This window comes from Halomonas sp. MCCC 1A13316 (assembly GCF_014931605.1).
Lineage (GTDB): Bacteria > Pseudomonadota > Gammaproteobacteria > Pseudomonadales > Halomonadaceae > Halomonas.
The window spans coordinates 2124435-2150102 of record NZ_CP053382.1 but is presented as its reverse complement, the minus strand read 5'-3'; the positions used below and the strand labels follow the sequence as shown (position 1 = coordinate 2150102).

The following is a 25668-nucleotide window of genomic DNA, read 5'->3' as shown; positions in this document are numbered from 1 at the left end:
GTTCGCCTCGAGGCACAGCCATGACTTTCAAGTTCAACGCACTTTATCGCCTGGGTGCCTGGGGCGCGGCCGCCTGCATGGTGGCGATCTGTACCCTGGTTGCCCTGCAGGTCACCTTCCGCCTGGTCGATGCCCTGCTTGTGCTGGTTGGCCTGAGCCGCCTTGGCTTCGGCATCACCGGCCTCTCCGAGATCGCTGCCTACCTGCTGGTCGGCGCCACCTTCCTGGGTCTCGCCTACACCTTCGTTCACCACGCGCATATCCGCGTGACCCTATTGATCGGTCGCTTGCCCTCGGCGCTGCGCGCCTGGTTCGAGGTTTTCTGTCTTTCGGTTGCCCTCGTCCTCAGTGTGCTACTGAGCTACGGACTCGTCGAGATCATTCGCGAGAGCCTGGAATTCAACGACGTCTCCTCCGGCTTCCTGTCGATCCCGCTCTGGATTCCCCAGACTGCCCTGCTCGTTGGCGTCGTCCTGCTCTGCCTGGCACTGACGGAGGCGCTGGTGCAGACGCTACGGATCGCTATTCGCGAACCGGGTAGCTTTCGTGAAGCGACTGCTTCTGACGACAGCGAAACTCACTGAGTCGCGGCTCAACAAAACGGAGTAACGTCTCGTGCTGACACTCAGCCTGGCCACTATTCTCACGCTGGCTCTCCTGCTGGGCAGCGGGGTGTGGATCGCCTTCGCCCTGATCGGTACCGCCTGGATCGCGCTGGCCTTCTTCAGCTCCTTTGAGCCGGGCCCAATACTCGCCTCCGACTTCTGGGGCGCCAGTTACGGCTGGGACCTGACCGCCTTGCCGATGTTCATCTGGATGGGCGAGATACTGTTCCGCTCGGGACTCGCCGACAATATGTTCCGCGGCCTGTCGCCATGGCTCAACCGCGTGCCGGGACGCCTGCTGCACACCAACATCATCGGCAGCGGCATGTTCGCTGCCGTGTGCGGTTCGTCGGCGGCCACCTGCGCCACCGTGGGCAAGATGACCCTGCCGGAGCTGGAGCGCCGTGGCTACGACAGCAACATGGCCATCGGCACCCTGGCCAGCGCCTCCACGCTGGGCCTATTGATTCCCCCCTCGATCGTGCTGATCGTCTATGGCGTGGTCACCGAGCAGTCGATCTCGCGGCTGTTCATGGCCGGCATCGGCCCGGGGCTGATGATACTGGCGCTATTCATGAGCTATCTGGTGGTCTGGTCGTTGTTCCGCGGCAACCGCCTTGGCCTCACGGGCCAGGACGAGTCCGGACTGCCGCTGGCCAAGAAGCTGCATCAGACCCTGGAACTGGTGCCGATTCTGCTGCTGATCGGCGGCATCATCGTCTCGATCTACGGCGGGCTAGCCTCGCCCACCGAGGCGGCTGCGGTCGGCGTCGTGCTATCGATGCTGATCGCACGCTGGAACGGCAGCTTCGATGCAGCCATCTTCAGGGATTCGCTGTTCGCCGCCGTCCGTACCGCCTGCATGATTGCCTTCATCATCGCCGCGGCCTCGTTCCTGACTTCGGCCATGGGCTTTACCCAGGTACCGATGCAACTGGCACGCGCCATCGGCGAGATGGGCCTATCGCCGACCATGCTGCTGATCGCGCTGACCCTGCTGCTGCTGGTGATGGGTTGCTTCCTCGACGGCATCTCGCTGATCCTGCTGGTCACTGCCATTATCATGCCGCTGGTCAACGCCGCCGGCTTCGACCTGATCTGGTTCGGCATCTATCTCGTCATCGTGGTCGAGATGTCGCAGATCACGCCGCCGGTGGGCTTCAATCTGTTCGTGATCCAGGGTCTGACGGGCAAGGACATACTGACCATCACCAGGGCCACGCTGCCCTTCTTCCTGCTGATGCTGGTCGCGATCGCGCTGATGCACCTGTTCCCTGGGATTGCCCTCTACCTACCCCAGACCATGACCCGCTGAACGCCACGGCGCCCGAGCCTAGCCTCGGGCGCCGTCATGACGGATCTCTTCGCGTGGATTACGCGGGTAGTAGCGCTCGGGCAGGCGTTCGACATGAGCGAAGAAGCGCGTGTCCTTGTAGGGCATCTTCATGAAGCCCGAGACGCCGAGCCCTTCGATCAAGCCCACCGCCGCCAGGATGGCCTCGAGACGATCGCGAAACTCCGCCTCGCGGGAGGGGTCGAGCAGGCGGTAGTAACTGTGAATCTTGAGATGTTGGGGCAACGCCTCGAAGATGATCATACCGGTGTGATGGATCTCGTTGAGTGCTTCCAGCGAGGTGATGATCGTCTCCGGCAGGACCAGGAATTCCTCGGGATCGGGCCCGTCCTCGAAATAGCTGTGCAGGCGGCTGCGATCCTCCAGTTCGGGTACCGCGCTGACCTCATAGCGCAGTTGCATGCCGGGCTCGACGACGAAGGGGTGCGCCGGGCTTTCCCGATCCAGGTGCAGGGTATCGCGGGCGTTGAAAAGGCAGCTCTTGAAGATGCCCTGGCGATAGATGGCGCGGGCCAGATTGACCATGTTATTGACGGCGGCGACGAAGGCTGTCTTGAGACTGGTATCGTGCAGATTCAACGAGGTGTCGATATAGACCCCATCGGCTTCCCAACGCACGGCGAGTCCGCCTACCACCGGATACTTGCCCAGGCGGCTCACCGCTGCGAGAAAAGCCTTCTCGGTCTCGCCCATGCCCTGCATGAAGTTCTTGTAGTAGCGGTCGAGCTGTACGTCATTGACGTCGTTGAGCGTCTCGCGTCCACCCTCCTCGCGCAGGAATGCCCTGCGCGAGCTGTACACCACGGTGTCGATCTCACGCGTCGAGGGCCGTACCCAAGTCGGCACCAGTGGCGCCTCCGCGGTTTCCGGCAGGTCGATCATCACCACCCGTGCCAGCCGCGGCATCTCACGGATGAAGTGGTCCCCGGCGCGTATGCGCACGCGCGGATCGGGATCGAGCATGCCGTCGAGCATGCGGGCGAACTCCAGGGGCAGACCCAGGGAGGTGGCGGGAATGGCGCGATGACCGAAGCGGCACGACTGTGCCGAGGCCAGCGCATAGAGCGTGCCGGCAGTGCCCTGTTCGTCGAAGCGCGGCGACGACAGTGCACCGTTCAGTTGCTCCTCACCGATGAAGTAGACGTCGCCAAGACGCGCATTGGTCTGCTGCAGGTTATCTGACATCAGCTCCATCACGTTGGCCGACACGAACTGCTGGTTGGCATCGAGCTGGGCGAACACCGACGAGCCCCAGTCGATCAGCGCCACCGCCTCGCGACCGGCGTCGTAAACCAGGTTCGACGGCTTGATGTCGCCATGCACGATAGGCCGGCCCGCCGGCCCCACTTCGCGTCGCAGGCTGCGAAGGATATCGGCGAGTTGATCGGCGATGCGCACCACGAGCCGCGGCGAGAGACGTCCTTCCCGCAGCGAGACCTCTTCCAGGTTGATGCCCGGGGCACGCTGCATCACCAGGATCGACTGGTTACGCACGCGCTGGAAGGCGATCAAGCGCGGCACCCGGGGGTGTTCCACCTGCTCCAGCATGAACGCCTCCTCCTCGAGGCGGTCCTGCAACTGCTGGGGCAGGTTGACCCGGGTGAACTTGAACACATACTTCTCGTCGTAGGCGGTGATCCCGGCGAAGACGAAGCCATAAGCGCCCTTGCCGATCAGTTCGATATCCCGATAGCCCAACTGTTCGAGCTGAGCCTGACACAGCGCCACCCACTCCTTGAGCTTACGCGCATCGTCGTGGCTGAGCAGGTAGATCGACTGCTCTTCCGGGATGTAGAACTGCTGCAGCGGCGCCTGGGACATGAACCGGCCTCAGCCTAGGTGAAGTAGCATGGTCTCCGGCGCTTCGAGGTAGCCCTTCCAAGCGTTGCAGAAGCGGGCGATGGTGCCGCCGTCGATCACCCGATGGTCGCCTGCCCAGGTCACCGTCATGATCGCCCGCCTCGTCACCTCGCCGCGCTCGTCGAAGCGCGGCAACCACTGGCTCTTGCCGATGGCGACGATAGCCAGCTCCGGGGCATTGATGATCGGTGCCGCATAGGTACCGCCAAGCGCCCCGATGTTGGAGACGCTGATGGTACCGCCCTTGAGGTCTTCCTGTGCCACCCTGCCGTCGCGGGCATCCGCCGTGAGACGCTGGATCTCTCGGGACACGTCGAGCACGCTACGCTGCTCGACATGTTTGACGTTGGGCACGATCAGCCCTGTTCGGCTGTCCACCGCCATGCCCACGTTGACCGAAGGCAGGTAGTGGATCTCGGTCACCTCGGCGTTTAGCCGTGCATTGAGGATCGGCTCCTCACGAACCGCCAAGGCCAGTGCTTTCATGAAGAACGGCATCAGCGTCAGACGAACCTGCTGAGCCTCGGCCACCGGTTTCAGTCGCTCACGCAGTGTCAGAAGCTCGGTGACATCGATCTCCTCGCCATACTGGAAATGGGGGATGGTACTGGCCGATTCCACCATACGCCGCGCCATGACGGCACGCACACCGCGAATCGGCTCGACTCGTACTTCGCCGTCCTCACGGCCCGGCAGCTTGGCCGCATCGCTGGGTCGTGACCGGCTCGCAGGCCGATCCTGCTCGTGCTTGTCGTCTTCGCGTGGGCCGCTTTCCAGAAAACGCAGCACGTCTTCCTTGAGGACACGGCCGTCCTTGCCCGAGCCGGCAATCGCATCGAGCGACAGGCCGTGCTCGCGCACCAGGCGGCGCACCGCGGGGCTCGCCGGGATACGCCCGTAAGGCCCGCGGCCACCGCTGGCCACCGAGGAGACGGAAGGTGCTTCCGCCCGGCTTTCCTGGCGAGATGCCTCGCTGCCGGCCGCCGGGCTTGCACTCGGCTCTGCATGGCTGGGCGTATAGGCGAACAGCGGCGCATGTACCTTGGCAATCTCGCCCTTGGGTACGTAAAGCTTGCTGACGATGCCCGCCTCGGGAGCGGTGATCTCGACCATAGCCTTGTCGGTCATCACATCGACCAATGGCTGGTCCTCTTCGATGTGCTCACCCTCGGCCACGCGCCACTCAACCACCTCGCACTCGACGATGCCTTCGCCGATATCGGGCAGAATGAAATCCTTCGTCCTGCCTGCAGCTGCCGGGGTAGACTCAGCACTCGGAGCGCCGGGGGGAGGCGCTTCGGCCGCGGGGCTCGCCACTTCGTCCTCTTCCCGTGCAGCAGGACGAGGTGGTGTCTCGAAGCCTTCCTCGCCCGTCGCCTCGTAGGCAAACAGAGGTGCATGCACCTTGGCGACCTCGCCCTTCTCCACATACAACCTGGTGACGCGCCCAGCCTCCGGGGCGGTGATCTCGACCAGCGCCTTGTCGGTCATTACCTCGACCACAGGCTGGTCTTCGGCGATCTCGTCACCTTCGTTGATGCGCCACTCGACCACTTCGCACTCCACGATACCTTCACCGATATCGGGCAGCATGAAATCGCTCATTGTCTTCTCCTGTCCTGATATCGGGCGTCAAAACGCCACGGATGCCTTGATCGCTTCGAAGATTTTCAAGTGATCGGGCAGATACTCCTTCTCCAGGGTTAGCGGGAAAGGCGTATCCAGCCCGGTCACCCGCTCGATGGGCGATTCCAGGTACAGGAAGCAGCGCTCCTGGATGGTAGCGGCAATCTCGCCAGCGAAACCGCCGGTACGCGGCGCTTCGTGAGTGATCAACAGCCGTCCCGTCTTGAGCACCGATTCGACCACGGTGTCCTCGTCCCAAGGCAGGATGCTGCGAAGATCGATCACCTCGCAGGAGATGCCGGCCTTCTCGGCCAATTCCACAGCCTTGTCGATCACTTCCATCTGTGCGCCCCAACCGAGCACGGTGATATCGCTACCCTCCTTGGTAACTTCAGCCTCGCCGATGGGCAGTTGGTAGTCCTCTTCCGGCACTTCGCCGACTGAGGCGCGATAGAGACGCTTGGGTTCGAAGAACACCACCGGATCGGGATCGCGGATCGCCGACAGCAGCAGCCCCTTTGCCTGGTAGGGGTTGCGCGGCACCACGACCTTAAGGCCCGGCGTGTGCGCGAAGTAAGCCTCGGGCGACTGGGAGTGATAGAGCCCGCCGGAAATGCCGCCGCCGTACGGCGTGCGTATGGTCAGCCCACCGACATTGAACAGATCGCCCGAGCGGAAGCGGAACTTGGCGGTCTCGTTGACGATCTGGTCGAAGGCCGGAAAGATGTAGTCGGCGAACTGGATCTCGGCCACCGGTACCGAACCCTGGGCCGCCAGGCCGTTGGCGAAACCGATGATGCCCTGCTCCACCAGCGGCGTGTTGAAGCAGCGGTCGCGACCGTACTTCTCCTGTAGATGACTGGTGGCGCGAAACACGCCGCCGAACACACCGACGTCCTCGCCGAAGCAGAGTACTTTCTCGTCCTCGGCCATGGCGATGTCCAGCGCATTGTTGATCGCCTGAAGCATGTTCATCTTGGGCATGTTCAGGCTCCTCCCTGTTCATCGCTGGACTTGTGGTCGCTGCCCGGCGCCTGGACGTCGGGATCGAGGGAGCTCGCCCCCTTCGGGTAGGCATCGGGGTGCTTGCGAATATGCGTCTTGAGGTCGTCGAGTTGCCGCTGCAGCGCCGGTGTCACGTCGGCATAGACGTCCGTGACCAGGCTCTCGAGGGGCGGCGGCGGACGCTTCTCGGCACGCTTCATGGTTTCGAGCACCTCGCGGCGCAGGCTTTCCTGCAGCTCCTTCTCCTGCTCTTCGCTCCACCAGCCAAGATCGATCAGCCAGCGCTGCATGCGCAGAATCGGATCCTTTTCGCGCCAGGCTTCCTCCTCCTTGCGCGAGCGATAGCCGGAAGGGTCGTCGGAAGAGGAGTGAGCCGCCAGCCGATAAGTCATGGCCTCGATCAGCACCGGTTGGTTCATCTCCACGGCGATCTTGCGTGCATCCTGTGTGGCGCGGTACACCGCCAGCACGTCGTTGCCGTCGACACGGATCACGTGCATGCGATAGCCGAAGGCGCGCGGAGCAATACCGTCGGCGGCGAACTGCTCACTGGCCGGCGTCGAGATCGCATAGCCGTTGTTACGGCAGAAGAAAATCACCGGCACCTTGTGTACCGAGGCCATGTTGAGCGCGGCGTGAAAATCCCCCTCGGAAGCCGCACCCTCGCCGAAGAAGGTAATGGTGCAATGCCCCTCGCCGGCCAGCTTCTGACCATAGGCGTAGCCGGTGGCCTGGGGAATCTGGGTCGCCAGCGGCGAGGAGATGGTCATGTAGTGCAGCTTGCGCGAACCATAGTGGATCGGCATCTGCCTGCCCTTGCCGTAGTCGAGTTCGTTGCCGAACAACTGATTCATGAACTCGTCGTAGCTGAAGCCGCGATAGACCAGCGCTCCCTGCTCGCGATACTGCGCCATGATCATGTCGGCATCGTCCAGCGCCGCGGTGGCACCGATGACAGCCGCCTCCTCGCCAGTGCATTGCATGTAGAACGACAGCCGGCCCTGGCGCTGCGCCGCCATCATGCGCTCGTCGAGCACGCGGGTGACGAGCATGGCGCGATAGATCTTCAACGCCTTGTCTTCATCCAGCTCGGGCGCCTCGGCGCCCTCGAACAGGGAGCCGTTCTGCTGCAGCAGGCGGAAGGTGGGAATGTGGAATTCATCGCCGGTCATGAAGCTCGGCGTGTGGACGTCGTGTGTTGTTATCATCTTCCTGGTCCTTGGGTAATGGCAGGAGGAGAACCGCCCCTCGTGAGGGCAGTGTTGACTCTAATGTAGCCGTCTGCCAGAGGGTCCCTCCAGCAAATCGCCAACGCTGGATAGGCTGACGTTAACGTAAGATGAATCTTTTTACATCATATTTACTGCCAAACAGGACAAACGTATAAATTATCGACTGGCTAATCACTTGTCAGCGATATTATTTCGCCAAGCCGGACCTCAACGCCATGGAGCGGTCGACGCCGATGCAACATGGTGGCGTTCGCCCCCTGAGTAGAAACCCTATGCCTTTCCCTTGCTGCGCCCCGTTTTCCCTACTAGAAAGGGAGGGGCGTAACGTAGCAGGCAACTCCATCCTCACGCGCTCCTGCGCCTGACAATGCACTGGCTCACCGCGAGTAGCGGATTCTGCTCGTGGACAGTCGACAGGGAGTAATCGCATGACTCGCCACTTCATCATAGCCTCGTCAAACGCCCTCGAGGCCCATCACACTGTCGCAGAGCAGGCTGCCCAGGCCGCTCCGCTTCGTCCCGCCCCTTCGCTCATCCCCGCTCTTCGCACGGAACATGATGATCTCCTGACACGGCAAAAGGAGGACTATGCCAGCCTGAACCGCATGCCGCAGGCGCCCGCCCTGCTCGATGAACTGCGTGATCTGCCACTAGGACAGCAGCTCGAAACCGCCCTCGCTGCGCTTCGAGAAAGCCCAGCGGATCAGCTGATGCGGCGCTTCGACGAGGCAATACCCCCCACTGACCCGCCACCCGCAGGCGAGGAAGACGGCGACGACGAGCACTACGTGGAATCCGTCACACTGGGCGATAGCGATGAGGACGTCACGCTCGTCGGCATGGGCGACGCCGCACTGGAACTGGAGCTGAGTGCCGATGAAAGAGGGGAGGAGTACCACGGCGTCTTCCGCTTCGACGGCAGCGGCCCTGCAGTGATCGACACCTTCTTGTCGGACGATCCTAACCCCGACTACGAATCGCCCAGCGGCACCTACCACCTTACCAATAGCGACTCGGTGAGCCTGCAGGTGGCCGAGGGCACAGGGTTCCGCGGTACTATCCATGCCGATGCGGCGCATTCGCTGGAAGTGGACGCCTCCGGCTGGCTCAACAATGTCACTCTGCATGGCGCAGACCTGAGCGAAGCCACGTTCAACCTGAGCAAGATGAGCCGGTTCGAGGATGACGAAAGCCATGGAGGCACCTACCACTCGATGGATATCGATGCCGCCAACCTGGAACGGCTGTCGGTTAGCGGCGATGCTCGCTTCCACCTCACCTCCATCGCCGAGACTGAGGCCCTGCGGCACGTGAGTGCTGACACCGATGGCGAATTCCTGCTTTCGGGCTTCGAACTCGCGCATCTCGAAGAGGCCAACCTCAGCGGTGGCGGACGGGTCGTCTTATATGCAGACGACGCTGGCACGCAGGCCGAATCGATCCGCATCGACGCGGCAGAACTAAGCGGCGATGTCTTTCCCCTTCCTCCCGGTGAAGATACCTTGAACGCCAGCATCGGCGCCTTTGACGGCCCGGGGCGCGGCACTGCCGATATCATCGGCTCGGGGAAGGGACAGAACAATATATCGGTCAGCGGGCGTGACCTGGCCTACACCGGGGGCGAAGGAAGCGATTCCCTGAGCTACAGGAGCGCAGGGGAGCTGGACGATATGGCCAGCTTCCATATCGAGGCCCCTAGCATTTCCGCTTCCCTGACCGATGTAGTGGGCCGTGGCGAATTAGCGCTGGAGGATGGGTCGTTCACCATTGCGGGCGATAGCCTGGTGCAGACCGAGGATTTCTACGTCGTGAGCGGCAGAATGCTGCATCCGGAAAGTACCAACGGGGCTGTCCGAATCCAGTCGGACGGCGAGGTGAGACTCTATACTGGCGCTCACTCCTTCACGGACTCGGCGGAGTACAATGACGCCTACTTCGAGCGGGATACCGGCGATAGTCACTGGTCGGTCGACGAGGAGGGTCGCTTCGACGGCGCCTTCGACTTCGAAGGGAACGTGTCCAACGACGATGACGACACCCTGGATGGCCTGTTGTTCGAGGACGATAGCGGCGATCTGTTCTACGTACTGGATACCGATACCGACCCCGGCATCGAAGCGGGAGCGGATGCCTTTCGCATCGGCGCGGTGGATGCCGGCTGGGCCGATGGCGGCAGCGTACAGAGCGCTGCCGAGGTGGACGCCTTCATCGACGACAATGCACTTCAGCTGTTGGGCGTGGGGGAAACGACACTGACGGAGCACGGCGAACTGGCGTAACGCTACCTTAGCTTCTTCGCTGGAGACGCTCGAAAACACTATCCACGGTGATCGCCAGTAGCCCGATCAGTAGCGCCCCTTGAAGAATGTAGGCTGTATTGCCGTTGACGATGCCGGAGATGATCGGATCGCCAAGGTTGCTCGCCCCCACGGTCGCTCCCAATGCCGCAGTGGCAATGTTGATGGTTACCGAGGTGCGTATGCCGGCAAGGATGACGGGGGCCGCCAGCGGCAGCTCGACCTGGCGTAAAACCTGCCCAGTGGTCATGCCCATGCCCCGGGCCGCCTCGTGCACGTTGGGATCGATGCTGCCAATGCCGGCCAGGGTATTGCGCACGATCGGCAGTAACCCATACAGCACCAACGCCACGATGATAGGTAGCGTGCCAAAACCCAGCGCCGGGACGGCCAGTGCCAGCACGGCAACGGGAGGGAAAGTCTGACCGATAGAGGCGAGCTGCGACACCAGGGGCAGGAAGTCTCGACCGCCGGGCCGGGTGACGGCTATCGCCGCTCCCACACCCAGCACGACCGCCAGCAGCGAGGCAACCCCTACCACCAGGATGTGCTGGCCCAACAGGGAAAAGAACCCGGCTCGCTGGTAGATCACTTGGCGTACATCCGGCTCAACCAGGCGAAACAGCCATTCGAGCTGCCCCATGCCGGCTACCAGCAACAACAATAGGGCCAGCCAGACCGATGGTGCCAGCCACTGGCGCCAGCGAGCCAGGGCGGTGGGGAGTTTGCCGGTGAGCGATTCTGGCCTCATGACGCCTTGGCCCCAAGCAGGCGACGCAGTGACAGCTCGCCAATGGGAATGTCCTCCTCGTCGACTACCGTCAGTCGGTCGACCTGATGCCACAGCATGACCGACAGGGCCTGGCTCAGCGATGCGCCGTAGGCAATCCGCTCGCTGGCCAGCAGGCGCGGCCCCAGCGGCAGCATGCGTTCACTGACTCGGATCAGCGCCGCCTCCTTGAGGCCGCGGTCCATGCCGCCCAGCAGAGATTCGACGAAAGGGTTGACCGGGTCGTGCAGCAGCTCGATCGGCCTGCCCTGCTGCACGACCCGGCCCTGGTGCATCACGACCAGCCGGTCGGCCAATGCCAGCGCCTCGTCCATGTCATGAGTGACAAAGACGATGGTCTTGTGCAGCCGCGCCTGCAGCTCACGCATTTCATGCTGCAAGGTCTCACGGGTAATGGGATCCAGCGCGCCGAACGGCTCATCCATCAGCAGGATATCGGGGTCTGCGGCCAGCGCCCGAGCCACACCCACACGTTGCGCCTGGCCGCCGGAGAGTTGGCGCGGATACTTGTCGGCGAATTCCGCCACCGGCAAGCCCAATAGTTGCATCAGCTCCTCGACCCGCTCACGCACTCTCCCCTTGGGCCACTTGAGCAGGCGCGGCACCAGACCGATGTTGCGAGCCACCGTCCAGTGCGGAAACAGCCCGGTACTCTGGATGACGTAGCCGATGCGTCGGCGAAGCGTCACCTCGTCAAAGTTGCGAACCGGCTGGCCGTCCAGGTGGATTTCACCGCCATCGTGCTCGATCAGCCGATTGATCATGCGCAGGGTGGTCGACTTGCCACAGCCCGAGGTGCCGACCAGTGCGCACAGCTCGCCCTTCTCGATGCGCAGCGAGATGCCGTCGACGGCGGTCTCATTGCCGAAGCGCTTGGTCACGTCGAACAATTCGATCATGCGGCCCCTCCGGGACGAAGACGTTCACTCAGGGAGCCGATCAGCGCGTCGGCCACCAGTGCCAGGCCTATGATCGGCAAGGCGCCGAGCAAGACCATGTCCATGGCCGCCTGACCCAGCCCCTGAAAGATGAAGGTACCAAGCCCGCCCGCACCGATCAGTGCCGCCACCGCCGTGAGACCGATAGCCTGGACAGTAGTGATGCGTATGCCTTCGAGCACCACCGGCAAGGCCAGCGGGAGTCGCACCTGCAGAAACACCTGGCGTCGGTTCATGCCCATGCCGCGGGCCGACTCGATCACGGCGGGGTCCACTTCTTCAAGCGCTACGTGAATGTTGCGCACCATCGGCAGCAAGCTGTAGCCGAGTAGCGCCAGAAAAGCCGGCGCCCAGCCGATGCCGCTCACACCGATGGCCGATAGCCAGTCGATGCGCGAGCCTAGCCAGGCGAGCGGTGCCAGCAGCAGACCGAACAATGCCAGGCTGGGGATGGTCTGAAGGAAGTTGAGCACGCCGAAGCCGATTCGCCTGACCCCGGCATGCCGACGCATGGCCAAGGCCAGCAACGAGGCCAGCACCAGGCTGGCGGCCACCGCGGCGCCCACCAGCACCAGATGCATGGCCAGGGCACTGATGAACTGGTCACTGCGGGCCTGGTACTCGCGTAGCAGTGCCAGCGGCTCCAGCCATAGTGCGAGTGCCAGCCACCAACCCGCCCCCATCGGCACCAACAGCAGCCACCCCTTGGGCCGCGACAGCCGCAGCCGTGCGCGCAGCTCGAGCAGCATCAGCAGCAGCAGGAACAGCAACAGCCACAGAGCAGAGCCGATGCCGACACGCGCGCGGGGCATATCGGACTCCACCAGGACCGCCGTCGCCGCCGAAAGCCACAGCGGCAGCAGTGTCAACAGCGCCACCACGGCGCCCAGCGACAACTGCAGCCTCTTGGGGTCCGACCGCCAGGCCAGCACCACCACGGCGACCATCGGCAGGACCAACAGCAAGGCCGGCCAGCCGTTCATGACTTCCAGTGCCGAATAGCCGGAGCCGGACACGATCCGATTGGGCGCCACGCTCACCGCGTCGAGCGTGAGCCACGCAGCCACGGCGGAGAGCATCAGACTCAGCAGAACCCAGTTGGGAGGTTGTCTACCCTCACCCACGCGTCAGTCCTGCAGGCCGGCCAGATACTCTTCGGCGACCCGACTCGGATCGAGGCCCTCCACCGCCACCAGACCATTGAGCTCCTGCAGCGTCTCGAGGTCGAGCGACTGGAACAACGGCTCGAGCAGCTCGGCGATCTCCGGGTGTGCGTCGAGCACCTCCTGTCGCACCACAGGGGCCGGCTGGTAGACCGGCTGCACGCCGAGCGTGTCCTCCAGCACCACCAGGTCGAGCGCCTTGAGGCCGCCATCGGTGCCGTAGGTCATGGCGCCATTCACGCCGCTGGTCTGCTGGGCGGCTGCACGCATGGTGGCGGCGGTATTGCCACCGGACAACACCAGCAACTGATCCTGCGAGAGCTCGAAGCCATAGGCCTGCTGGAAGGCCGGCAGCGCCTGCTCCGATTCGACGAACTCGGCACTGGCGGCGAACTTGAATTCACCGCCGTCATCGAGATACTCGGCCAGGTCTTCGAGGGTTTCGAGGCCATGCTCGCGGGCAAGATCACCGCGCACACTCATGGCCCAGGTGTTATTGGCCTGTGCCGGCGTCAGCCATACCAGATCGTTCTCGGCATCGCGCTCGCGTACCGTATCAAAGGCACGCTCGGCATCGTGCCAGACGTCGCTGTCGGCCATGTCGAAGAAGAAGGCACCATTTCCGGTGTATTCGGGATAGAGGTCGATCTCACCGTTCACCAATGCCTGGCGAACGATGTTCGTGGCACCGAGCTGCAGCCTGTCTTCTGTTTCGATACCGCCCTGCTGCAGTCGTTGAATGATCAATTGACCCAATACCGAGCCCTCGGTATCGATCTTGGAGGCGACCGTAACCGGATCGTTGGCCTGCACACCGCTAGCGAGCAGCAGGGAACCGGCAGCCAGCGCCGCCAGGCCGGACAAGGAGCGTTTCATATCACCACCATCCGTTGTGAATGTCAGTAGAGTATAAGGCGTGTACAGTTTGACTGTCAGACCCGGATCTCAACGCGGAGTCACATCCCCACCATGTCCGAGGCCGATGCCGCCCTGCTCGCCCGTTGCCATCATCCGCTGGTGCGCGATCTGGCCTGGATCGTACTGGCCCCCGACCTGATCGCCACGCCCTGGCCAGGGCGCCCAACATGCGCGACCCTGGGCCTGACGGAGCATCGGCTGCATGCCTATTTCGACGAACTCGAAGCCACTCCTCAGGCGCTGGAGCGCCGCGTGGGCGATACCGTCGATGGCCGCATGGGGCATTACCATGAGCGCCTGTGGCAGTATCTGCTCGATACTGCCCCAGATACCCGCCTGCTGGCCAATAACCTGCGTATACATCAAGGCAAGCGCACGCTAGGCGAACTCGACCTACTCTATCGGCGACTCGACGACCCGACGCCCGTGCACCTCGAAGTGGCCATCAAATTCTACCTGGGGCTGACAGAAGGCCCCGGTGCCGTCAGTGACCAAGCACGCTGGATCGGCCCCGGCGGCGCCGATAGCCTGGCCACCAAGCGCGAGCACCTGGATCGTCATCAACTGCGCTTGACCGAGCGTGCCGAGACCCGAATGACTATACGGCAGCATACCCAACCTCGCGACATCGGCCCGGCTCCCGAGGCCACCATCCGGCCCCAGCTGGCGATTCCGGGCGTGCTCTTCTATCCTTGGCGGTCGCCTCTTCCTTCGCCACACGAGGCGGCGCCCGAGCATCTGCGTGGCCATTGGCTGTATTGGCGCGACTGGCGGCGGCTGCGCGATGGCCTGGTACGCCAAACTCGCGCCGCCTGGCTGGTAAAACCCCATTGGCTGGCACTGCCGCGGGACGAGGCATTCCTGCCACTGCGCGACATCGAAGCCCGCCTGGCGCAGCATTTTTCGCGCCCCGCCTCTCCGGTTCAGATCGCGCTGCTCGCCCCTGGCGGCCCAACCAACCCGCATCGTCGTCTGTTCGTCGTGGATGACAGCTGGCCGCTACAGATACCGCTGCCTCCCCGTCCACGCCCCGTCACCTGAGCAAGAACGAAAAACGCCCGGCCGAGGTCGGGCGAATGACGATACGAGCGAACTCACTGTCTGGGTGATTCGAAGATCCAGCTCGTGCCCTCGGGAGTATCCTTGAGCACGATGCCGAGTGCGGCGAGTTCGTCGCGAATGGCATCGGCCTTGGCAAAGTCCCTGGCCTGCTTGGCTGCGGTCCGCTGGGCGATGCGCGCTTCGATCTCGGCTTCGGCCAGCGGCAGCGCCGCCTGGTCGCCCTTGAGAAAGGCCAGCGGGTCCTGGCCGAACAGCCCCAGCACGCCACCCAGACGGCGCAGTTCAAGTGCCAGACCTGACGCGAGGCCGGGTGTTTCCTTCTTGGCCCGGTTCAGTTCACGTGCCAGCTCGAACAGCACCGAGAGCGCCTCGGCCGTATTGAAATCATCATCCATGGCAGCAGTGAAGCGCTCTGCGAAGCGGCCGTCGACCTCACCTTGGCCAGGCTGCTCTCCACTCTCCTGGTCCAGCCCTGCGAGAGCGGTATAGAACCGCTCCAGCGACTTGCGCGCCTCGGCCAGCGAATCAGGGGCGTAGTTGATCGGGCTGCGATAGTGACTTGCCACCAGCAGGTAGCGCACCACTTCGGGGTCGTGAACCTCGAGCACCTCGCGGATGGTGAAGAAATTGCCCAAGGACTTGGACATCTTCTCCTGGTCAACGCGCACCGCACCGGCATGCATCCAGGTATTCACGTAGGGCTTGCCGGTGGCTGCCTCGGACTGGGCGATTTCGTTCTCGTGGTGCGGGAAGGTCAGGTCCGGCCCACCGCCATGAATGTCGAAGGTATCGCCCAGGCAACAGGTCGACATCGCCGAACACTCGATGTGCCAACCGGGGCGTCCCTCGCCCCATGGCGAGGGCCAGCTCGCCTCCCCCGGCTTGGCCGCCTTCCACAGCACGAAGTCGAGCGGGTCCTCCTTGTGCTCGTCGACCCCCACCCGCGCGCCCGCGCGCATTTCGTCAAGGTTGCGATTGTTGAGCTTGCCGTAGCCCTCGAACTTGCGTACCCGATAGTAGACGTCGCCGTTGACGGCCGGGTAGGCGTACCCCTTGTTGATCAAGGACTTGACCATGGCGATGATCTCGGGCACGTGCCCGGTGGCGCGCGGTTCCTGATCCGGGCGCAGCACCGACAGACGCGCCTCGTCCTCGTGCATGGCATCGATCATGCGCTCGGTCAACGCAGCGATGCTCTCGCCGTTCTCATCGGCGCGCTTGAGGATCTTGTCGTCGATGTCGGTGATGTTGCGCACGTAGGTGACGTCATAATCACGCCAGCGCAGGTAGCGGGTCACCACGTCGAACGCCACCATCACCCGGGCATGGCCCAGATGGCAGTAGTCGTAGACGGTCATGCCGCAAACGTACATTCGCACCTTTCCCGGCTCGATCGGTGTGAATGTCTCCTTGCGCCGCGTCAGCGTATTGTAGATCTGCATGTCAGCCCTTCTTCTGTATCTTTGCCCAACTGTCCTTGAGTCCAACGGTGCGGTTGAATACCCGCTTGCCGTCGCGACAAGCGTGGCGGTCGGCACAGAAGTAGCCTACACGCTCGAACTGGAAGCGCGATTCAGGAGCCGCATCGGCCAGGCTCGGCTCGCCCATGGCCTGGCAGACCTGCAGCGATTCGGGGTTGAGATGCTCGAGGAAGTCGGCATCCTTATCCTTGTCCGGTTGCTCGACCAGGAACAGGTTGTCGTAGAGGCGCACCTCCATGGGTACCGCATGGGCTGCGCTGACCCAGTGGATCACGCCCTTGACCTTGCGCCCTTCGGGGTTCTTGCCGAGGGTATCGAAATCTACCGAGCAGCGCAGCTCGGCGATCTCGCCGGCGCTGTTCTTGACCACCTCGTCGCAGCGAATCACGTAGGAGTTGCGCAGGCGCACCTCCTGCCCCGGGGCCAGGCGGAAGAACTTCTTCGGCGGCTCCTCCATGAAGTCGTCCTGGTCGATGTAGAGTTCGCGCGTGAACGGCACCCGGCGTACCGGCATGTCGTCGCGCGCCGGATGCCCCGGCACCTCGTAGACCTCCTCGAAGTCCTCGGCGACATTGGTCAGCACCACCTTGAGAGGCTTCAGCACGCACATGGCCCGCGGCGCGTTGTCCTCGAGGTCGGAACGGATGGCGTGATACAGCATGGCGATGTCGACCAGGCCGCCGTCGGCACGGGTCACGCCGATCATCTCGCAGAACTTGCGAATGGAAGCCGGCGTGTAGCCGCGCCGGCGCATGCCGGAGATGGTCGGCATGCGCGGGTCGTCCCAGCCATCGACGATGCCCTCGTCCACCAGCAGCTTGAGCTTCCGCTTGGAGGTGAGGGTGTAGTTCATGTTGAGCCGCGCGAACTCGATCTGACGTGGCTTGGCCGGCACCGGCAGGTTGTCGAGAAACCACTCGTAGAGCGGACGATGATCCTCGAACTCCAGCGTGCAGATCGAGTGGGTCACGCCCTCGATGGCATCCGACTGACCGTGAGTGAAGTCGTAGGAGGGGTAGATCTTCCACTTGTCGCCGGTCTGGTGATGATGGGCGTGGCGAATACGGTAGAGGATCGGGTCGCGCAGGTTGATGTTGGGCGACGCCATGTCGATTCTGGCCCGCAGAACGCGCTCACCTTCGTTGAACTCACCGGCGCGCATGCGTTCGAGCAGGTCGAGACTCTCCTCGGCGCTGCGATCGCGATACGGACTCGGCCTGCCGGGCTCGGTCAGGGTGCCGCGGTATTCGCGGATCTCATCGGGAGAGAGGTCGTCGACGTAGGCCTTGCCCTCGCGAATCAGGTGCTGCGCCCAGGCGTAGAGCTGATCGAAGTAATCGGAGGCATAGCGCACCGAACCGGCCCACTCGAAGCCGAGCCAACTGACGTCCGCCTTGATGGCATCGATATAGGCCTGCTCTTCCTTGGCCGGATTGGTATCGTCGAAGCGCAGGTGACAATCCCCACCAAACTGCTCGGCCAGTCCGAAGTTCAGACAGATCGACTTGGCGTGCCCCACATGCAGGAAACCGTTGGGCTCCGGCGGGAAGCGAGTGACGACCTTGCCGGCACGACCGGCCTCGATCTCGTCATGGATCTGGTTACGAATGAAATTCGGCGCACTGGCGTTTTCGGTGCTCATGTCGTTGCGGCAAACCTCTGGTTGGATCGCGATTCTGGAAAGGGCCTCGGATATCGATAGCCCGACGCTTCGCGCATCGATGCAAAACCGCTATTATAACGCCACGCCCATGCACGGCGCCAAGGCGCGCTCCTTTTGGACAGGAAAACTTCGATGATTATTCTCGAGACCAGCTTCGGCGATATCGCCATTGCCCTCAACCACGACCAGGCGCCCAAGACCGCAGCCAACTTCGAGCAGTATGTGCGCGACGGACATTTCGACGGCACGCTCTTTCATCGCGTCATCCCGGGCTTCATGATCCAGGGAGGCGGCTTCGACCAGGACTTCAACCAGAAGCCCACACGCGACCCGATCGAAAACGAAGCCGACAATGGACTCAAGAACCTGACCGGCACCCTGGCCATGGCCCGCACCCAGGATCCCCACTCCGCGACCGCGCAGTTCTTCATCAACGTGGCCGATAACGACTTCCTCAACCACAGCGGCAAGTCGATCCAGGGCTGGGGCTACTGTGTGTTCGGCGAAGTAGTCGAGGGCATGGACGTGGTCGAGCGAATCACGGCAGTGGAAACCACGCGCCGCGGCATGCACGCCGACGTGCCCGCAGAGGATGTGATCATCAAGAGTGCGTATATCAAGGACGAGTCCAGCGACAGCTGACCCCCTGCCCTTAGCACGCCCGTGCACGGGCGTGCAGCCGCGAGGCTCCGCAAGCCCTTTCGTTCGACCCGAGCCAGTGAGACACGGCCATGACCACCACCCTGCTGATCTCCGACCTGCATCTGCACCCCAGCGCTCACGACGTCACCGAGGGTTTCCTCCACTGGCTCGACAGTCGCGCCCATGGCGCCGATGCGCTCTACATCCTGGGAGACTTCTTCGAAGCCTGGATCGGTGACGACCTGCTCGATCATGTCGACCATGACCCCAGCGGCTACGCTGCGCTGGCCATACGCGTGGCAGCTGCACTGCGCAAGCGGGCTGATGCCGGCACGGCCATCTACCTGATGCACGGCAACCGTGACTTCCTGCTCGGGCATCGCTTCGCCGCAGCGGCTGGAGCCAAGCTCGTCACCGATCCGGCGATACTGCGTTTCGCCGATGAGCCGGTCCTGGTCATGCACGGCGACAGTCTGTGCACCCGCGACGAAGCCTACATGGCCTTTCGCAGCCAGGCACGCAACCCGGCCTGGCAGGAGCAGATACTCGCCATGCCGCTGAACGACCGTATCAAGCTGGCCGCCAACTTACGCCAGCAGTCGGGGGAAGCGACGTCCAACAAGGCCGAGGACATCATGGACGTAACGCCCGAAGAGGTCTTGCGTACCATGCGCGATCATGGCGTCACGACGTTGATTCACGGCCACACTCACCGCCCCGCCGTACACGAGATCGAGCTCGATGAGCAGCCCGCACGCCGCATCGTGCTGGGCGACTGGCAGCCAGGCAAGGGCTGGGAAGTCGAGATCGGCCCCGACGGCGACCCGGTACTGCGCCAGTTCGCGCTGTAGTCTCGTCGATTTACTGCTGCACCTTGCCTTTCCGCCTCTGCAGATGGCACGCCTGAAGTGCTTCAAGAGTCTCTTCGGTTGGCGGCATATGTTCCGCTTCTGCGATCAGCTCCAGGCGTGAGTCCTTGCGCCAGGCACTGGTGGTCAGGCTCGCCGCCCCATCGCCGCGGTTGTACAGCTTCCAGCCCGTATCGGTATGCAGCACTCCCTTCACCCGCAGCCGGGATGGCAGGCGATCCAGCACCCGAGTCAAGCCGTCGAGATCGAATACGTCCTCGGCGCTCCAACGCCAGCTCAGGGTACGATAGCCAAGCGCCATGCCGCTCTGCTGGAGCGGTTTTCCAGGTTGCGGCATGGCTTCGTCGATGCCATCAAGTAGCACCACCTGCCGAGCCGCATCGCGAAGAGCGTCGTGTCCACTCACGTTGCGTGGCCCCTCCGCCCGGTGACGACCACTCTTCAACAGCAGGGAAATCGGCAGCGCGCCGTTGGAAACCTCGGCCACCCATTTCTTGACTGGCCACAATGCTTCGACGTGATGTCGAGCTGCCTTCAACTGTGCAGGTGTTGCCCGATCGCTCATGGTCAACGCTACGGCATCGGCCATGGCTAGCTGGTCGTTGAACGTCACGTGTTCGCGGACGCGAGGTTCGTCGAGCCGGGCGGGATCGAGCAGCACGACGACATCGCGTAGCTCGAGGACATTGGTAAAGGCCTCTCCACGCAGCATATCGAGCAGACCGGCAGGATGACCGAGCCCGGACGGCTCGATGATGAGCCGGTCGGGCCGGTGGCGGTGCAGCAAATTGACTAGCGTCGCCTGCATCACGAAAGCCAGTTGGCAGCACAGACACCCCCCGGGCAACCCCTTCACGATGACATCATCGCGCGCCTCGAACATGGTTTGGTCAATGCCGATCTGGCCAAACTCATTGACCAAGACCGCCCAGCGCTCCTCCTTCGGCTTTTGCTCGATCAAGTGGCGAATCAGAGTGGTCTTGCCGCTGCCAAGAAAGCCGGTAATGAGGTAGACAGGAATCTCTGCGAGAGGTGCTGTGCTCATGATGGCTCCTGCGTTGGAAATTGTTATAGCATAACATGCATAACAGTTGTCTCCAGCCTGAGCAATCGCTGTCATGCTTAACATGATAACGGTATAAACTTTCACCCAAGGAAAAGGGGCCAATGCCCCTTTTCCTCTCGGTTACCAGAGCGGGATCAATACCGCTCGATCTCGGCCGTCTCTCGCAGGTGGTTTCTCAAGCCCTGAATGGCAGCCTGAGCGCGCAACTGCTCCGCCATGCGCGCCACGAAAGCTTCCGTCTGTTCGTCCGCTTCACCAGGCTCTACGCTATCCAGTGCGATTACGGTGACTCGCTCCTGGTTGGCGGTTTTGCCGAAGATAGTCTCATTCCCTTCTGGCTGGGGAAGCCTGAAGGCCGCCTGCACAATAGCCTGCGGCACGTCACCCTGCTGCCGGGTCGCCCGCTCGACCTGCTGCCAGTCAAGTTCGAGCTCCTCGCCAGCGCGCAGACGCTCGACCTGCTGTCGAGCCAGGTCAACCAAAGCGTCGCGCTGCTTGCGCTGCTCTACGGAAGCCTCCACTTGATCCCGAACCTCATCGAGCGGAAGCACCGTGGCCTCTCGATGCTCGGCCACGCGCAGCACCATGCGGCGATCCTCGTCGAGCTCGATGACCTCACTGTTGAAACCTTCGATCAACACGTCCTCACTGAAGGCCTCGCTCATGACGCCGGGTTCGGAAAGCACACCGTCGCCGCCTTCTCGTGACACCCACTCACTCTCCTGCAGCTCGAGCTCCTGGCTCTCGGCTACACTGGCCAGGTCGTCAGCCGCGAAACTCTCGTCGATGAGCGCCTGGACCCGGCGGTTGAATTCATCGGTCACCTGGTCGAGGGCCAGCTCACGTGCAATATCGTCGCGCACCTCCTCCAACGGTGCCTGATCCAGCTCAGTCACCTTGATCAGGTGCAGACCATTATCGGTCTCGATGATACTCGACACTTGGCCGGGCGCGAGCGCGAAGGCAGCTTCGTCGAAGGCATCACCGAAGAAACCGCGGCTGATCACTCCCAGATCCCCACCCTGCTCGGCCGTGGAGGGGTCATCAGAATATTCGAGAGCCAGTTCCTCGAACGATTCACCTTCAGCCAAGCGGTCACGCACCTCTTCGAGGCGTGCCATCGCTTCATCGCGGCTGCGCTCACCATCGAAAGTGACCATGATATGTGACACACGGCGGTCGGCATCCTCACCGCGCTCTTCCCATGCCTGGCGTATTGCCTCTTCCTCAACCTCGACCTGCTCGGCCATCTCCTGCCGGTCGGCAATGACGTACTCGAGTCGAACCTGCTCGGGGCGCTGATAACGCTCGCGGTTTTCCTCGTAATAACCCTCGATATCGACTTCGCTGACCTGAACGGGCTCAGCGAGATCCTCCGCAGAAAGGGTGTGATAGCGGAAACTGCGTACCTGACGCTGCAGCGATGCCAAAGCCTCGCGCTCGCTTTCGAGAACGAAGTCGCTGACAGCGAGCCCTTGCTGAAGCTGCTGGCGCTTCAGGTCGACACGTAGCGCAGCCCGGAACGAAGTCGGCGTGAAGCCGGCACTGGCCAGGCGGTTACGAAACAGGTCGGTATCGAAACGGCCGCTCTGATCCTGGAACTCGGGTAACGTCACGATCACCTGATCGAGCTGATCGTCAGAGAGATATAGCCCCCCGTCCTCGGCGAAGTCGAGCAGCAGGCGTTCACCGATCATCTCGTCGAGTACCTGGCCACGCAGCGCCCGCTCCTGCTCAGGGGGTACCTGACCGGAACGGATCGCACGCTGCACTTCCATTTCCAGCTCCTGGCGGGTGATGGACTGCCCGTTGACCTTGGCGACCTCGTCCCCACTATTGCCGAACAGACCCACCAGGGACTCGACACCGAACAGCGCCATGGTTATCACCACGGCCGCCACGATGATCTTGGCGCCCCAGCTTCTGGAGCGGTCACGAATACTTTGCAGCATGCAGGCCTCGATTGCTGATTATTGGCTGGCTGTGGCGCCGTATTATACGGCGACGAGCCGCCGCGGGCCATCACGACAGCCTTGCTCGTCCAGGTATAGACGGCGTTGCCGAGACGAAAAAAGAAGGCGCACCGCCGAAGCGATGCGCCTGATCGTTTGCTGCCGAGTGGCTTCGCCCGCTATGGGGCCCTCGGCGCAAATAATCCGTTGACTCAGTTAACGGAGTCCTTGAGCGCCTTGCCGGCCTTGAAAGTCGGCACCTTGGCTGCGCTGATCTGAATCGGCTGGCCTGTCTGCGGATTGCGGCCTGTGCGAGCGGCACGCTCCTTCACCGAGAAAGTACCAAATCCGACGAGAGACACACTGTCACCTTTCTTGAGACTTTCTGAGACCGTGTCGACCATGGCATCCAGTGCGCGAGACGCAGCGGCCTTGGGAATATCGGCAGACGCGGCGATGGCTTCGATCAGCTCGGATTTGTTCACACTTCACCCCTTGACTGTTTCAGAAAATGGCTCTAATCGGCGTACCTTTCGCCCGGCAACTCGATCACAGCATGGCTGGCAGTTTATAGCAATGCTGCAAAAGATGTGTCAAGCAACTGCGGCTCCAAACCGCGTCATACTCGGGTTCTGCTCCCGAGTATGACGCAGCAATTATCGTTAATGTGTACTGATCATGCTGGAAGAAGAAGCCGAATCTTCCGTTCGTGATTCTTCACCACCATTACCGTTCCTTTCGGCAAGGGCCGACTCCAGCACTTCGTCGATCCAGCGGACAGGCCGTACATCCAGCGCATCCTTGATATTATCCGGTACCTCCTTGAGGTCCCGGCGGTTCTCTTCCGGAATGAGCACGATCTTTATACCACCGCGCCGTGCCGCCAGCAATTTCTCCTTTAGACCACCGATCGGCATCACTTCGCCACGCAGGTTCACTTCTCCGGTCATGGCAAGATCGCAGCGTATTGGCCGTCCGGTATAGGCTGACACCATGGCAGTGACCATGGCGATGCCTGCACTGGGGCCGTCCTTGGGCGTCGCGCCTTCAGGCACGTGGATGTGCAGGTCTTCTTTCTCGAAGCGCTCCGGGTCGATACCCAACGCCGCAGCGCGGGCACGCACGACGGTGTGAGCCGCACTGACGGACTCCTTCATCACGTCACCCAGCGAGCCGGTCTTGTTGATGCGCCCCTTGCCAGGAGTGACGACCGACTCGATATTGAGCAGCTCCCCGCCCACCGATGTCCAGGCCAGGCCGGTCACCCGCCCTACCTGATCCTCTTTGTCGGCCAGGCCATAGCTATAGCGGCGCACACCGGCATAGGCCTCGATGTCTGCCGCAGAGAGCAGCGCCGGCGCCTGAGCTCCTTTGCCCGAGTACTCGAGACGCTCACGCAGCACCTTGCGGCAAACCTTGGCGATCTGTCTCTCAAGCTCACGCACCCCCGCCTCGCGGGTAAAGTAGCGGATCAGCTCGAGCAGAGATTCGTCGGAGAACGCGAGCTCATCTTCCTTGAAACCGTTGGAATTGAGCTGCTTGGGCACCAGATAGCGCCGAGCAATGGCAAGCTTCTCGTCTTCGGTATAACCGGGCAGCCGAATGACTTCCATGCGATCGAGCAAGGGCCCCGGAATGTTCATTGAATTTGCGGTACAAATGAACATCACTTCTGAGAGGTCGTAATCAAGTTCGAGATAGTGATCGTTGAACTTGTCGTTCTGCTCTGGATCGAGCACCTCCAGCAGCGCCGAGGCCGGGTCGCCACGATGATCCATGCCGATCTTGTCGACCTCGTCGAGCAGAAACAGCGGGTTCTTGACCTCGGCCTTGCTCATACGCTGGATCAATTTGCCCGGCAGCGAACCGATATAGGTCCGGCGATGGCCACGAATCTCCGATTCGTCGCGCACCCCACCCAGCGCCAGGCGCACGTACTTGCGATTGGTGGCCCGGGCAATCGACTGCCCAAGGGAGGTCTTGCCCACCCCCGGCGGGCCAACCAGGCAAAGCACGGGCCCCTTGAGCTTCTTCACACGCTTCTGCACGGCGAGGTATTCGAGGATGCGCTCCTTGACCTCGTCGAGGCCGTAGTGGTCTTCGTCCAGCACCTTGTGGGCGTGCACCAAGTCATGCTTGACCCGGGTGCGCTTCTTCCACGGCACCGAGACCAACCAATCCAGATAGGAACGCACGACCGTGGCCTCGGCAGAACTTGGCGACATCATCTTGAGCTTGCCCAGCTCTTGAACCGCCTTGTCGCGCGCCTCCTTGGGCATGCCCGACTCCTCGATCGCCTTTTCGTACTTCTCGGCTTCGTTGGGCACGTTCTCGAGCTCGCCCATCTCCTTCTGGATGGCCTTCATCTGCTCATTGAGATAATACTCGCGCTGCGACTTTTCCATCTGGTCCTTGACCCGGGAGCGAATGCGCTTTTCCACCTGCAACAGGTCAATCTCAGACTCGATCAGCGCCATCAGGTGTTCGATGCGCTCGCGCACACGATCCATTTCCAGCAATTGCTGCTTGTCCTGGATCTTGAGCGAGAGGTGGGCGCAGATAGTGTCGACCAGACGGCTCGGGTCCTCGATGCCGGAGAGTGAATTGAGGACCTCGTTGGGTACTTTCTTGGACAGCTTGACGTACTGCTCGAACTGGTTGAGCAGTACCCGAACCAGTGCCTCCTGCTCGCGTTCGCTCAACGGCTCACTGTCCCGTAGCACGGCCTCGGCCATGCTGTGGCCGTCGGTATGATGAACTTCACGCAGATCGGCGCGTGAAACCCCCTCGATCAGCACCTTGACAGTGCCATCGGGCAGCTTGAGAAGCTGCATGATCTCGGCAACGGTGCCAATGGTGAAGAGGTCGTCGGTACCTGGGTCATCCTGCCCGGCTTCGCGTTGCGCGACGAGCAATACACGCTTGTCGGATGCCATCGCGGCGTCGAGCGCCTGGATCGACTTCTCGCGACCGACGAACAGCGGGATAACCATCTGCGGATATACGACCACGTCGCGCAGAGGTAGTAGGGGCAGACTCAAGGTCTGAACGGCGTTCTGCTGCATCGCAGACGTTCCTCAAAACAGAAATCGATAGATACAAGGGGGGATGGGGGCACGCCGCCCCCATTGCAAGGGGAATGCGC

20 protein-coding genes are annotated in these 25668 nt (G+C 62.4%); 6 read left to right on the top strand and 14 right to left on the bottom strand.

All coding sequences use genetic code 11. The features are described from left to right. The first annotated feature begins 20 nt into the window (after positions 1-20). Both HNO52_RS09935 and HNO52_RS09930 read left to right on the top strand, forming a co-directional pair. Positions 21-584, top strand: a complete 564-nt coding sequence (locus HNO52_RS09935; RefSeq protein ID WP_197568959.1) for a TRAP transporter small permease — start codon at positions 21-23, stop codon at positions 582-584. A 31-nt stretch (positions 585-615) separates the two neighbouring features. Continuing rightward, a complete protein-coding gene (locus HNO52_RS09930; protein WP_197568958.1) occupies positions 616-1920 on the top strand; it encodes a TRAP transporter large permease in 1305 nt (434 codons plus the stop codon). 18 nt (positions 1921-1938) lie between these two features. Here the strand turns inward: HNO52_RS09930 and HNO52_RS09925 are convergent, their stop codons facing one another. Genes HNO52_RS09925 through HNO52_RS09910 form a run of 4 tightly spaced genes read right to left on the bottom strand, consistent with a single transcriptional unit; the run spans position 1939 to position 7658 of the window. Next, on the bottom strand, positions 1939-3780 hold the full coding sequence (locus tag HNO52_RS09925; RefSeq protein WP_197568957.1) for a protein kinase domain-containing protein: 1842 nt from the start codon (positions 3778-3780) through the stop codon (positions 1939-1941). Positions 3781-3789: 9 nt separating this feature from the next. After that, on the bottom strand, positions 3790-5424 hold the full coding sequence (locus HNO52_RS09920) for a dihydrolipoyllysine-residue acetyltransferase (RefSeq protein WP_197568956.1): 1635 nt from the start codon (positions 5422-5424) through the stop codon (positions 3790-3792). Positions 5425-5451: 27 nt separating this feature from the next. After that, positions 5452-6429, bottom strand: coding sequence for an alpha-ketoacid dehydrogenase subunit beta (locus HNO52_RS09915; RefSeq protein WP_197568955.1), 978 nt, complete (start codon positions 6427-6429; stop codon positions 5452-5454). Positions 6430-6431: 2 nt separating this feature from the next. Beyond that, positions 6432-7658, bottom strand: coding sequence for a thiamine pyrophosphate-dependent dehydrogenase E1 component subunit alpha (locus tag HNO52_RS09910; RefSeq protein WP_197568954.1), 1227 nt, complete (start codon positions 7656-7658; stop codon positions 6432-6434). A gap of 452 nt (positions 7659-8110) precedes the next feature. Here HNO52_RS09910 and HNO52_RS09905 point away from each other — a divergent pair, with 452 nt between their 5' ends. Beyond that, the gene (locus tag HNO52_RS09905; protein ID WP_197568953.1) at positions 8111-9961 is read left to right on the top strand and encodes a hypothetical protein; all 1851 of its coding nucleotides are present in this window, start codon (positions 8111-8113) and stop codon (positions 9959-9961) included. 7 nt (positions 9962-9968) lie between these two features. On the opposite strand, the gene HNO52_RS09900 is transcribed toward HNO52_RS09905, so the two are convergent. From HNO52_RS09900 to osmF, 4 genes are read right to left on the bottom strand one after another with little or no spacing between them, the layout of a single operon-like run. Further along, entirely contained in the window at positions 9969-10730 is a 762-nt protein-coding gene (locus tag HNO52_RS09900) for an ABC transporter permease (RefSeq protein ID WP_197568952.1), read from the bottom strand. Continuing rightward, positions 10727-11668, bottom strand: coding sequence for an ABC transporter ATP-binding protein (locus tag HNO52_RS09895; RefSeq protein WP_197568951.1), 942 nt, complete (start codon positions 11666-11668; stop codon positions 10727-10729). The genes HNO52_RS09900 and HNO52_RS09895 overlap by 4 nt, the downstream gene beginning before the upstream one ends. Then, positions 11665-12831, bottom strand: a complete 1167-nt coding sequence (locus tag HNO52_RS09890; protein ID WP_232090702.1) for an ABC transporter permease — start codon at positions 12829-12831, stop codon at positions 11665-11667. Before HNO52_RS09890 ends, HNO52_RS09895 begins: the two co-directional genes overlap by 4 nt. Before the next feature lie 3 nt (positions 12832-12834). After that, positions 12835-13746, bottom strand: a complete 912-nt coding sequence (gene osmF, locus HNO52_RS09885; RefSeq protein ID WP_197568950.1) for a glycine betaine ABC transporter substrate-binding protein OsmF — start codon at positions 13744-13746, stop codon at positions 12835-12837. Positions 13747-13839: 93 nt separating this feature from the next. Between osmF and HNO52_RS09880 the strand changes: the two genes are divergently transcribed. Beyond that, positions 13840-14829 (top strand): DUF1853 family protein, encoded by a 990-nt coding sequence (locus HNO52_RS09880; protein ID WP_197568949.1) that lies wholly within the window; start codon positions 13840-13842, stop codon positions 14827-14829. Between the two features lie 53 nt (positions 14830-14882). On the opposite strand, the gene cysS is transcribed toward HNO52_RS09880, so the two are convergent. Both cysS and HNO52_RS09870 read right to left on the bottom strand, forming a co-directional pair. Further along, the gene (gene cysS, locus HNO52_RS09875; RefSeq protein WP_197568948.1) at positions 14883-16292 is read right to left on the bottom strand and encodes a cysteine--tRNA ligase; all 1410 of its coding nucleotides are present in this window, start codon (positions 16290-16292) and stop codon (positions 14883-14885) included. Between the two features lies 1 nt (position 16293). Further along, on the bottom strand, positions 16294-17973 hold the full coding sequence (locus tag HNO52_RS09870; RefSeq protein ID WP_197568947.1) for a glutamine--tRNA ligase/YqeY domain fusion protein: 1680 nt from the start codon (positions 17971-17973) through the stop codon (positions 16294-16296). A gap of 153 nt (positions 17974-18126) precedes the next feature. On the opposite strand from HNO52_RS09870, the gene HNO52_RS09865 reads away from it, so the two are divergent. Both HNO52_RS09865 and HNO52_RS09860 read left to right on the top strand, forming a co-directional pair. Then, positions 18127-18636: a peptidylprolyl isomerase gene (locus HNO52_RS09865; protein ID WP_197568946.1), complete on the top strand. Its 510-nt coding sequence runs from the start codon at positions 18127-18129 to the stop codon at positions 18634-18636. A gap of 89 nt (positions 18637-18725) precedes the next feature. Continuing rightward, a complete protein-coding gene (locus HNO52_RS09860) occupies positions 18726-19487 on the top strand; it encodes a UDP-2,3-diacylglucosamine diphosphatase (protein WP_197568945.1) in 762 nt (253 codons plus the stop codon). 10 nt (positions 19488-19497) lie between these two features. On the opposite strand, the gene HNO52_RS09855 is transcribed toward HNO52_RS09860, so the two are convergent. From HNO52_RS09855 to lon, 4 genes are all read right to left on the bottom strand, one after another. Continuing rightward, positions 19498-20550 (bottom strand): CobW family GTP-binding protein, encoded by a 1053-nt coding sequence (locus HNO52_RS09855; protein ID WP_197568944.1) that lies wholly within the window; start codon positions 20548-20550, stop codon positions 19498-19500. Between the two features lie 155 nt (positions 20551-20705). Beyond that, positions 20706-22523 carry a SurA N-terminal domain-containing protein gene (locus tag HNO52_RS09850; protein ID WP_197568943.1) on the bottom strand — a complete coding sequence of 606 codons (1818 nt, stop codon included), beginning with the start codon at positions 22521-22523 and terminating at the stop codon, positions 20706-20708. Between the two features lie 212 nt (positions 22524-22735). Then, a complete protein-coding gene (gene hbs, locus HNO52_RS09845) occupies positions 22736-23008 on the bottom strand; it encodes a non-specific DNA-binding protein Hbs (protein ID WP_167109863.1) in 273 nt (90 codons plus the stop codon). A 177-nt stretch (positions 23009-23185) separates the two neighbouring features. After that, the gene (lon, locus tag HNO52_RS09840) at positions 23186-25588 is read right to left on the bottom strand and encodes an endopeptidase La (protein WP_197568942.1); all 2403 of its coding nucleotides are present in this window, start codon (positions 25586-25588) and stop codon (positions 23186-23188) included. Positions 25589-25668: the final 80 nt, after the last annotated feature.